This window comes from Haloarcula salina (assembly GCF_049603855.1).
GTDB classification, from domain to species: Archaea; Halobacteriota; Halobacteria; order Halobacteriales; family Haloarculaceae; genus Haloarcula; species Haloarcula salina_A.
Genome location: NZ_CP187146.1, coordinates 2256752 through 2267561, shown reverse-complemented (window position 1 = coordinate 2267561; position 10810 = coordinate 2256752). Strand labels below are relative to the sequence as shown.

Here is a 10810-nt window from a genome sequence, read left to right as displayed (position 1 = left end):
CGGGGCGGGACACACTTCACACATGAACAGGTGGCTCCTCGCGCTCGGACTCGTGGTGCTGGCGGCGGTGAGCGCCCCGCTGGTCGTCGGTTCGGTCGCGGATGGACCGACGGTGGCCGACAGCGCGGACGCGGCGAAGAGCGCACCGGCAGCGACCACGGACGCGCCGTCGACGCCGACAGAAGCCGACGCGGCGGTGGCGACACCGGGCGCTGCTGACACCGAGGAAGCAGTGGCGACGGCTGAGGCCGTTTCGACGCCGACCTCTCCCGCCCAAACGACCCCGGGCACCGGTATCGACGAGGCCCGCTTCGAAGCCCGACTCGTCGCGGCGATCAACGACCGCCGGGGTGACCCGCTCGCCGACGACGCCGTGGACGCGACGCTCGCCACCGACACGAAGACCGGGCAGACGCTCTCGACTCTCGCTCGCAACCACAGCGAGCGGATGGCCGAACAGGGCCGTGCCTCGCCCATCGCCGGGGGCATGGACACCCGGGACCGATACGCCGCTGCCGGCCTCCGGGATCGATGCCGGCCGCGCCACGGGACGAACGCGTACTTCAGGCCGGTGACCGACCTCGAACTGGTCACGAGCGTCGACCCCAACGGCGCGAACGCGACCCGGACCGCGGACGCCGTCGCCGACTACTGGTTCGACCTCTCCGGTCCCCGCGACACGCTCTATATGCAGAACGTGAATCACGTGGGCGTGGGCGCGGCGACCGCCGACGGCGTCGTCTACGTCACCGTCGTGCTCTGTTGAAGTTCGACGGCGCGTCGACCGTTACGGGACGTCCTTTCGTGCGGTGTCGGCGTTCCCCGCAGAGTCGACGACGCGGAGCGACACCGTAGTGCCGGACGAGACCTTCTCTTTCGCTATCGTCTGCCCGGTCGCGTCGTCGAAGAGGCCGTCACCGTCGAGGTCCCACTCGTAGGTCGCGATATCGCCCTGTGGATCGCTGGACGAACTGGCGTCGAAATCCCACTTGTCGTTCGATTCTCCGCCGCTGGAGGTGATCGTGAAGTCGGCGCTCGGTAGCTGACTCTCGCTCTCCCCGCCGGGAGTGACCGTGAACATCTCCTGGGCCGTCCCGCCGCTCGCTCGCTCGTAGGTCACCGTTATCGTGACGCTCTCGCCGGTCATGTCCGTCTGGCCCCAGTACCGTTCGAACTCGAACAGGTGGAACGTCGCGGTCGACGAGTCTGACATAACCGGGTTCTGCGCGTTCAGACTCCCGTCGGAGTCCACGTCTATCGTCCGCGGGATGTCGGTCCCGCCACCGAAGTCGGTGTGTCCGTCGGTATCCGCTTCGATGTAGAGTTCGTTTTCCTGTGGTGCGGGCTCGCGATTGTTACTAAAGCTATCGCTGAGATAGTCGATGTCGTCGTCGACGGGGTCGATCGCGACCGTCGTGATGTCGATGCTCTCGCCCACCTCGTTCGTGACGGTAAACCTGATCCCGCCATCCACGGAGCCGTCGCTGTCGACCGCGACAGCGTCCTCGTTGTAGATGAGGCCGCTGCTGCCGGACCCGCCACCGCCGGATCCGCCGCCGTCGGTCACCGACACCTCCATCGAGACGTTCTCGGGGGTCGAACCGTCGAACGTACCGTCGACGCCGTCGAGGCTGAACTGGACGGTGTGGGTTCCCGTCTCCGTGGACTCCCCTGCCTCGTAGACGAACTCGACGCGGCCATCGCCGTCGGACGTCTTCGAATTCGCCGCGAGCGCGCCCGTGTCGCTCCCGTCGACCTCTCCTTCGACGCCGATACCGCTCACCGGATTGTTGTACTCGTCCCGGACCTCCAGAACGAGCTTAGCCGATTCACCACGGGAAATCGTCGCTCCGTCACCTTCGACATCCGTGAGATACGCCTCGGACTCCTCCGTCAGGCGAGTCCCGACGCCGACTTTCGTCATCTGTAGCTGGTACGTCCTGCTGGGATCGAGTTTCACCAGCACCGTGTGGTATCCCGGCGGGGCGGGGGTCGGCGCGTCTTCGACCGCCGTGACCGTCGTCTGGGTGGTTTCGAGAGGCTCCCACTGTGCCGGAGAGCGTCTGGTGACGAGCAGCAGCGTAATCGGCGAGTCGCTGTCGGGGCTGGCGATCTGGACCTCCCGTGTCGAGCTACTGACCGGCCGTACGTCCACCGATACGCTCCCGGACGAGGCGCGGTCGAGCGAGCCGTTGAGCGTCACGAGAGAGATCTGCGTCCCTTGCACGAGCGACTGGTCCGCCAGCGTGAGCTGTGTGTTCCGGAAGTCGTTGTACAACACCGTCTGGTCGTACACCGTCTCGGGCGGCGACGTATAGACGTTGTACGACGGGTCGTACACGATGCTCCCCGTCGAGTAGACGCGCCCCTGTCCGGGCTGGGTCGTGACGTTCCAGAAGTCGCCCGTCTCGCCGGTCACCGTCGCGTTTCGGACGGTCAGATTGACCGCCTCGGTCGCCGTTCCGTTCGTCCGGAGCGACCCGGACGGCGGGCCGGGGTTCACCGCGACCGCACGGCTCGGGTAGTTCGTCCCGAGCGTCACCGATACGGCGGTCAGCGATCCGCCACCGGACTGCGAGACCACGGTGTTTCGCAGGTCCTGTAGCTGGAACTGCACCTGCTGATTGTGGTTGAACTCCACCTCGCGGTTCTGCTCGGGGACGACGAAGGCCTGATACGAGGAAAAGGCGAGTATCAGCACCGCGAACAGCAACACGGCCCCGATCTGGACGGACTGGCCGCGCTCGTCGCCCGTGAAATCCATGCCGTCAGTTGCGGAGTCGGTGATAAAAAGCTGACTGCGCAATTATCAGCTTTCGTCTTCCTCTTCGACGACCTCGGGGTCGCTCATCGCGGTCTGCAGGCTGTCGAGTCCGTTGACCCACTCCGAGACCAGGCCGTACTCCAGTTCCTCGGCGACTTCCATCGGGAGTTCCTCGCCGTCGATGATCTGCGTGCCGGCCTGCACGCAGTAGCCGAGCGCGGCATCGAGGTCCTCGTCGGCCTCTGCGTCGGCCGCGGCCTCGATGTAATCGGCGACGGTAGCGTCGGCCGCGACGCCTTCCGCGACGTACTCCTCGGCGGCGTAGAACACGCACAGTAGCGAGGTCTGGACGCCGTCGATCAGCATCAGCGTCTCCTCGTCCTCGATGTCGATATCGTCGAGGACGATGCTTCGGACCCCCGCCAGCTCGTCGAGCGTCGTCTCCTCGTCGAGGGTGTCGTCCTCGTAGTCCGTGATGATCTTCGCGACCGCGATGGCGGCGTCGTCCTGCAGGTTCAAGAGGAGGCGTGCGGAGTCCTCGTCCTCAGGGTCGACGTCTTCCTCGTCGATGCGGTCGAGCCAGTTCTGCCAGCGTTCCTCGGTGTAATACTCCCCCGGCGGAGTGCTCATACCTCTCCGTTCGTCCCGTTGGGGATAGTAGTTTCGACCGGCGTTGCGGCGGACTCTTCGCCGGCGACGCGCGTCGAACGGTGGCGAACTCGCCCGTGGCTTTATCCCGACCGAGATTGTTATGTCACTACATGGCACAGCGACAGTCGACGCGTCGCTACGGCGGTCCCGCCGATCCGATCACGCTCGCGACGCTCGCGGAGCGGGCCGGACTCGCGCTGGTCGCCGTGACGCTCCCGCTCGCACTGGCGGGGTTCGCGGGCCTGGCCCTGCAAGCGGCGTCGCTGTCGGCAGCAGCGGCGTCGGCAGCGTCGGCCATGCACGGGCCGTTACTGACGGGCCGCGGGCTCTCGGTGCTGTTTCACGCGGGCGCGCTCGGGACACTGCTTGGCTGTTGGCTCCTCGGCCTGGGACTGCTTCTGGACGGCCTCTACGACTGAGCGTCGCCGTCGCCCTCGCTTTCGGGCTGGAACTTCGCGCTGATCTCCATCTCCTCGTCGAGCAGCGCGCCCTCGCGGTTCGAGAGGGTCCGCTGCGGGAAGGGGATCGTGATGCCCTCGTCGTCGAAGGCGTCTTTGATGCCCCGGACCACCGCAGAGACCGCTCGCCACTTCCGGGGCGGGGTGGGGTGGTCGATCCAGAAGCGACACTCCATGACGACGGCGGAGTCGCCGAAGGACTTCGGAACCACGTCGGGGGCCGGGGACTCGACGACGTGTTCGATGTCCGCCATCGCTTCGAGGGCGAGGTCCATCGCGCGGTCCACGTCCGCATCGTAGTCGACGCCGACATCGATGGTGAGTCGCAGGAGCCCCTTCCGACTGCGGTTCGTCACGGCTCGGTCACCGACCCTGTCGTTGGGGATGATGATGAACTCCCCGTCGAAGTTCTCCAGGCGCGTGTTGAAGATGGTGATGTCGGTGACGATGCCCTCGTTGTCGCCGATCTGCACCCAGTCACCGATGGTGAACGGTCGCGAGAACATCAGCACGAACCCGGCGATGAGCGAGCCGAGCGTCTGGCGCGCCGCGAACCCGACCACGATACCGAGAAAGCCCGCCCCGACCAGCAGTCCGCTGAGGTTGATCCCCCACAGCGTGAGGACGCTGGCGACGACGGTGACGAACAGCGCCACCTGCCCCACGCGAAGGATGATCTCCTCCTGATGTTCGGTGATGCGGTCCGAGCCGTCGCCGAGCTGTGACACCGCTTTCTTGAGCTGTTCCGAGGCGGCGAAGCTCAACAGAAGCAAGAGCAGCGTCAGCCCGGCCTTGAACAGGTCCGGCACGGCCGAGGAGACGATGTCGACCATCGCGATGGCCCACTCGAACAGTCCCCAGACGATCAACAGCGCGAAGACGGAGCCCAGCAGGACGGTTACCTGCCCGAGTCGGAGGACGACGCCCGAAAAGGAGGTCGGCATGTAGTCGCCGACGATGTCCACCGTCTCGCCGACCTGTCCGGTCATGTAGCGCGAGGTCAGCGCCCGGCGGATCTGGCGAATCGCCAGCGGAAGAACGAGGACCGCGACGAGCAGCGTCACCACGAGGACGCCCGCGCTGACCGCCAGCCGACCTTCGGTTGAGGTCAGTTGCTCCAGAACCGTCCTGGCCTGCTGGACGACCGCCTCGGACTGCTGCATAGGCTACACACGCGGGTGGGTGGACTTGTGTGTTGCCTTCGATAGCGAAGAACTGTTCAGCCCGCTCCGCACGCCGTCGGCCGTCAGACGCCGCGGCCCTGAAGCTTCTCTTCCTCGGGGAGGTCGGCGTTCGCGTCGCCTTTCATCCCGCTGCCGATGTCCTTGCTGATCTCGGCGAGCGCCTCGGGGTCGTCCCAGTTGTTGACGGCCTCGACGACGGCGGTGCCCATCGCCTCGGGGTCCTCTGCGCCGAAGATGCCGCTGCCGACGAAGATGCCGTCACAGCCGTGGTGCATCATCAGCGCCGCGTCGGCCGGCGTCGCGATGCCGCCGGCGGCGAAGTTCACCACGGGCAGGCGCCCCATCTCGGCGGTCTCGTGGACGAGTTCGGCGGGGGCCTCGTTCTCACGGGCCCACTTCTCGCGCTCCTCGTAGCTCGCGCCCTCGAGTTCGCGGATCGAGCCCTTGATGTTACGCTGGTGGTGAACGGCCTGGTTCACGTCGCCCGTGCCGGCCTCGCCCTTCGTGCGGATCATCGCCGCGCCCTCGTCGATGCGTCGCAGCGCCTCGCCGAGGTTGCGCGCGCCGCAGACGAACGGCGCGGTGAACTCCCGCTTGTCGATGTGGAAGCGGTCGTCGGCGGGGGTCAGCACCTCACTCTCGTCGATCATGTCGACGCCCGTGGCTTCCAGAATCTGAGCCTCTTTCGTGTGGCCGATGCGGGACTTGCCCATCACGGGAATCGACACTTCGTCGATGATCTCCTCGACCTCGGCGGGGTCGGCCATCCGGGCCACGCCGCCGCGCTTGCGGATGTCGGCCGGGACGGCTTCGAGCGACATCACCGCGACCGCACCCACGTCCTCTGCGACACGGGCCTGCTCGCGAGTGACGACGTCCATGATGACGCCCCCCTTCTGCATCTTCGCGAAGCCGCGCTTGACGAGATCAGTACCGCGGCGGAGGTCCTCCAGATCGGTAGCTTCAGCCATTATCTGCGGGTTGGAACTGGATTTACTTAACGCGTGTCCTTCCGGCGGCGGGCCCGGTCACGGGGTCTCGCCGGCGCGTTCGCCGGTCAGCGATCGGGCGAGACCACTATCGTTTTCATCGCCTCCCCCCACTGCATCGACATGGCTACTGACGAGGGCGTCGGCGGGCGCATCGACGCGGCCGTCGCCCGCCTGTTCGACCGTCGACTTCCGGCGGCCGAGGGACTGCCGCGCTACGTCGCGCCGCTGCCGGAGTGGCTGGAGAACGTCGGCCTGCGGCTGGCCTGGCCAATCGCCCTCGTCAACCTCGTGGGAACGCTGTTCGGCTTCTGGTACTATGCCGGGCGGCCGCTGGAGGTCGCGCCCCCGCTCGTCGAGGGGCAACTCGGCGCGGCCCCGGTCGCCGCCTACCCGCTCATCCCCGACTCGCCCGCGGCGACGATGTTCATCGGGCTCTCGCTGGTCGCCTGGCGACTCGACTGGGACGCCCAGTGGCTCCACATGCTCGGCTTCTTCGGCTGCATCAAGCTGGGCCTGTGGACCCCGTTCGTCCAGCTCGTGCTCAACGGTCCCGGCGGCATCGCGCCGTGGCTCTACTGGTTCCTGATCCTGAGCCACCTCGCGATGGCACTGGAGGCGTTTCTCATCCACCGCTACGCGACCTTTTCCGTCCCGGCGGTCGCCGTCGCCCTGTTCTGGTACGGCCTCAACGACGTGGTCGACTACTTCGTGCCCGTGCTCGGCGGGCCACACCACACCTGGCTGCGCGCCGAACCCATCGTCGCCGCCGGACAGTTCGATCACACCGTCCTCGCCCACGACCTCGCCGCCGCCTGGGCCGTCGTCCTGACACTCCTGGCGACGTTCTTCGCGCTCGCCACGCGCGTGGAGAAAGTGAAACGCTCGGCGTGAGCGCGGCTCGGCCGATTCGCGTCCGCTGTTCTCGCTCAGGTCGTGAACCCTTCGTCGGCCTCGCGGTCTTCGAGGACCCACTCCAGTTCCTCGATGGCGCGCAGGATCGCCACCTCGGCCTCGTCCTCTAGCTCCGTCGACGGCGGGTCGTGACTGTCGTACTCGTCTCGGAGCGTCTCGATTCGGTCCCGGATGGTCTCCTCCGTTCGCATGGTGGAGTCGACCACCTCGCGCGCCTTGATGGTACTGGTGGCGGTCATCGAGGGACCGAGGGAGTGCGACGTGAATCTCGCCACGGTCGTCGGTCCGCCGAAGCGACCGCTCGGTCTGGTATCGCCGCGGTCACAGCCCGCGAGACGGGTCACCAGAAGATTATTCGGGTGGCGTTTCTCACGCTATCGTGTGCCCTCCACCCATCGATCTGTACGGTTACGACCGCAACGCGACGGAAGCAGTCTTCGCCGGACAAAGTGGAGTGATTCGAATGCCTGAGATCACGGGCGTCTCCATCAACGGTCCGGAGACGCTCCGCGGGGCGGTACTGCTGTTGATCGTCGGCCTGCTGGTGACCGGCTACGGGGCCTACGACTACGCCCAGCAGTCCAGCGCCCTCACGAAGGCCGTCGAAGTCGACGCCGAACTCCTCGAGACCGGCGTCGAAAGGGAATCAGGTGGAAGACGGTCCGGCGTCAGCTTCCAACCGACGGTCCGCTACACGTACGAGTACGGCGGGTCCACCTACACGAGCACGAACGTCTTTCCGGCGAACATCGCTCCGACGTACGATACCGAGGACGCGGCCCGGTCGGTCCTGGACGGGTACGAGTCCGGAGACACCGTGACGGTGTACGTGCCGCCCGGCGACCCCGACGACGCCTATCTGAGACACCAGGAGTCGAACGCGCCGCTGCTCGCCGTCGGTATCGGGCTGTTCTTCGTCCTCGGCGGTGGCGTCACTACGCTGCGGAGATTGTGAGCGAGAAACGGCGTCTCTCGCACCTGCGAGCCGGGTCGGCTTTCGGAGACGGGCGGCTTACCGGACCACGACGACGGCGCTCTCGGTCTCGGTCATCTCGCCCTCGCCGGAGTAGGTGCGGGACTCCTCGACGGCGAACATCTCGTCGGTGAGCGTGACGCCAGCCACGTGGAGCTTGTCGCCGTCGATCTCGTAGTCGCCGTCCTCGATAGCGGCGTCGATGGCGCCGACCTCGCTCCCGAACTCGGGACCGACCAGGGAGTAGTCGAGGTCGATGCCGCTGACCTCGGTGGTGATGTCCGGGGCCTCGTCGTGGGCCTCGAGCGTGTCGACGTGCATCGCCTCGGCGATGGCGTCCTCGAAGCCGGCGACGTGGCCGTACACCTCGACGTGGTCGAGGTCGGCGTTCAGCGGCAGGCCGTGCTCGGTCTTGTACCGTCGGAGCGCGGAGACGACCTCCATCGCCGTCTCGCCGGCGTCGAGGTCGGCCTCGTAGCCGCCTGTGGTCGGCCAGTCCGTGGTGTGGACCGACGCGTCAGCATCGTACAGGCGGGTCCACAGTTCCTCCGTGATGTGCGGGAGGAACGGTGCAAACAACTGGAGGAACGTCCGGTGGGCGGTCAGGAGGGTGAACTCTGTCGACTGGTCGCGGCCATCGGCGAGGCGCTGTTTGGCGATTTCGAGGTAGTCGTCACAGAACGTGTTCCAGAAGAACGTCCGCAGCTCGTTGCGGGCCTTCGAGAACTCGTAGGCCTCGAAGCGCTCGGTGAGCGACTCGACCGTCGCGTCGAGTTCGGCCAGCAGCCACTCGTCGACGGCCGCCAGGTCGTCCGGCTCGGCCGGGCGTTCGGCGGGGGTCAGCTGGTCGACCAGCCGCGAGGCGTTCCAGAGCTTCTGGAGCAGGCGCTCGCCGGCCTCCAGGTCGCCCTCCTTGTACGGGAAGTCGTCGCCGATGGAGGTCCCGGCGGCCCAGTAGCGGGCGGCGTCGACCGGGAACTGTTCCAGCACCTCGCTGGGCGGGATGACGTTGCCCTTGGACTTCGACATCGCCTCGCGATTCTCGTCCAGGACCATCCCGTTGATCATGACGTTCTCGAAGGGGACCTCGCCGGTGTGCTCGTAGCACTTGACGACGGTGTGGAACAGCCAGAACGAGATGATGTCGTGGCCCTGCGGGCGCAGGTCGAAGGGGTACAGCTCGGGGTTCTCCCAGGTGAAATCCTCCGCGTCGGCGTCCCAGTCCCAGCCGGCGTTCACGAGGGGCGTCAGCGACGATGTGGCCCACGTGTCGAAGACGTCCTCCTCGGGCGTCAGCGAGCCGTGGCCACAGTCCGAGCAGGCATCGATCGGCGGGTCGTCGGACAGCGGGTCGACCGGGAGCTGGTCGCGCTCGGCCAGCACCGGCTCGCCGCAGTCGTCGCAGTACCACACCGGAATCGGGATGCCGGAGTCGCGCTGGCGCGAGATGCACCAGTCCCACTCCAGGCCCTCGATCCAGTGCTCGTACCGGGTGACCATCTTCTCGGGGAACCAGTTCATCTGGCGGCCCGCCTCGATGTACTCCTCCTTCTTGTCGAGCAGTTCGATGTACCACTGCTCGGTGACGAGGTACTCGACCTCTTCCTCACAGCGCTCGTGGACCTGGACGGTGTGCTCGTGGTCGCGGCTCTCCAGCAGCGACCCCTCCTCGGCCAGGTCCTCGATGATGGCCTCGCGGGCCTCGGTGGTGTGCATCCCCGCGTAGTCGCCGGCGAGGTCGGTCATGGTCGCCGACTCGTCGATGGCGAGCCGAAGCGGCAGGTCGTGGGCCTGGTACCACTCGATGTCGTTCTGGTCACCGAACGTACAGCACATCACGATACCGCTGCCGGTCTCCATGTCGACGCGCTCGTCGGCGATGATCGGGACCTCCTGCTCGAAGATGGGGACGCGCGCCGTCCCGCCCACGAGGTGCTGATTGTCGTCGTCCTCGGGGTGGACGAAGACGGCGACACAGGCCGGGAGCAGTTCTGGCCGCGTCGTCGAGATGGTGAACGTCGCGCCGTCGTCTGCGGAACCCTCACCCGTCTCCACGAGGTCGAAGGCGATGTCGTTGAACTTCGTGTGCTTGTCTTTGTCCTCCTGTTCGACCTGCGAGATGGCCGTCTCGCAGTCGGGACACCAGATGGTCGGCGCGCGCTGGCGGTACTCGCGGCCCTTCTCGTACAGGTCGAGGAAGGACAGCTGGGAGACGCGCTGGACGTTCGGCGCGATGGTCTTGTAGGTGTTGTCCCAGTCGACGGAGATGGCGAGCGACTGCACGTCCTGCGTGAACTCGTCTTCGTACTCGGTGCAGACGTCGCGGCACTTCTCCTGGAACTCGCGGCGGGTGAAATCCTGGTGGCGAATGCCCAGTTCGCGCTCGGTCAGGCGCTCGGAGGCGATGCCGTTGTCGTCGTAGCCGAAGGGGAAGTAGACGGTGTCGTCGGCCATCCGGTGGTAGCGGGCGACGAAGTCCTGCAGGGTGAACTGATAGAGGTGGCCCATGTGGAGGTTCCCGGACACCGTCGGCGGCGGCGTGTCGATGGTGAAGCGGGTGTCGGCGTCCTCGTCGTAGGCGTAGGTTTCGTCGGCGACCCAGCGGTCCTGCCACTCGGGCTCTACCTCGCGGGGGTCGTACTCCCCGTCGAGTGCGTCGGCTGACTGGTCTGCGGTCGATTCCTCCTGCGGTGGGTCCTGTGTATCACTCATGTTCGAACGGTGGGCGGATAGCCCGGATAGCGGCGGACTGCGGCGCGGTTGTCAGCGGTGCGTGCATCGAGTGGTGGGGGTGGTGTGGGGCGTGGGGACCCCTACACCGACCGGGGCGAGAACCAGCGTCTGGGAGAGTCGACGCACCATCTGGTCAGTACTCG

General features: G+C 66.6%; 10 protein-coding genes. 4 read left to right on the top strand and 6 right to left on the bottom strand.

The features are described from left to right. Positions 1-22 precede the first annotated feature (22 nt). Positions 23-766 carry a CAP domain-containing protein gene (locus ACOZ4I_RS11605; protein ID WP_423999681.1) on the top strand — a complete coding sequence of 248 codons (744 nt, stop codon included), beginning with the start codon at positions 23-25 and terminating at the stop codon, positions 764-766. 21 nt (positions 767-787) lie between these two features. Here the strand turns inward: ACOZ4I_RS11605 and ACOZ4I_RS11600 are convergent, their stop codons facing one another. Beyond that, positions 788-2764 (bottom strand): PKD domain-containing protein, encoded by a 1977-nt coding sequence (locus ACOZ4I_RS11600; RefSeq protein ID WP_423999680.1) that lies wholly within the window; start codon positions 2762-2764, stop codon positions 788-790. Between the two features lie 45 nt (positions 2765-2809). After that, positions 2810-3394: a DUF2150 family protein gene (locus ACOZ4I_RS11595; RefSeq protein WP_423999678.1), complete on the bottom strand. Its 585-nt coding sequence runs from the start codon at positions 3392-3394 to the stop codon at positions 2810-2812. A gap of 131 nt (positions 3395-3525) precedes the next feature. On the opposite strand from ACOZ4I_RS11595, the gene ACOZ4I_RS11590 reads away from it, so the two are divergent. Beyond that, complete coding sequence (locus ACOZ4I_RS11590) at positions 3526-3834, top strand: hypothetical protein (protein WP_423999676.1); 309 nt, start codon at positions 3526-3528, stop codon at positions 3832-3834. Here ACOZ4I_RS11590 and ACOZ4I_RS11585 read toward each other — a convergent pair. Both ACOZ4I_RS11585 and pdxS read right to left on the bottom strand, forming a co-directional pair. Continuing rightward, a complete protein-coding gene (locus tag ACOZ4I_RS11585) occupies positions 3825-5036 on the bottom strand; it encodes a mechanosensitive ion channel family protein (protein WP_423999674.1) in 1212 nt (403 codons plus the stop codon). The two genes, ACOZ4I_RS11590 and ACOZ4I_RS11585, sit on opposite strands and share 10 nt — an antisense overlap. A gap of 83 nt (positions 5037-5119) precedes the next feature. Beyond that, positions 5120-6028 (bottom strand): pyridoxal 5'-phosphate synthase lyase subunit PdxS, encoded by a 909-nt coding sequence (pdxS, locus tag ACOZ4I_RS11580; protein ID WP_423999672.1) that lies wholly within the window; start codon positions 6026-6028, stop codon positions 5120-5122. 141 nt (positions 6029-6169) lie between these two features. Here pdxS and ACOZ4I_RS11575 point away from each other — a divergent pair, with 141 nt between their 5' ends. Next, entirely contained in the window at positions 6170-6940 is a 771-nt protein-coding gene (locus ACOZ4I_RS11575; protein ID WP_423999670.1) for a DUF1405 domain-containing protein, read from the top strand. A gap of 35 nt (positions 6941-6975) precedes the next feature. Here the strand turns inward: ACOZ4I_RS11575 and ACOZ4I_RS11570 are convergent, their stop codons facing one another. Next, positions 6976-7200, bottom strand: a complete 225-nt coding sequence (locus ACOZ4I_RS11570; RefSeq protein ID WP_424004837.1) for a hypothetical protein — start codon at positions 7198-7200, stop codon at positions 6976-6978. A 224-nt stretch (positions 7201-7424) separates the two neighbouring features. Between ACOZ4I_RS11570 and ACOZ4I_RS11565 the strand changes: the two genes are divergently transcribed. Next, on the top strand, positions 7425-7916 hold the full coding sequence (locus ACOZ4I_RS11565) for a DUF3592 domain-containing protein (protein WP_423999668.1): 492 nt from the start codon (positions 7425-7427) through the stop codon (positions 7914-7916). A 57-nt stretch (positions 7917-7973) separates the two neighbouring features. Here the strand turns inward: ACOZ4I_RS11565 and ACOZ4I_RS11560 are convergent, their stop codons facing one another. Further along, the gene (locus ACOZ4I_RS11560; protein WP_423999666.1) at positions 7974-10646 is read right to left on the bottom strand and encodes a valine--tRNA ligase; all 2673 of its coding nucleotides are present in this window, start codon (positions 10644-10646) and stop codon (positions 7974-7976) included. Between the last annotated feature and the right edge of the window lie 164 nt (positions 10647-10810).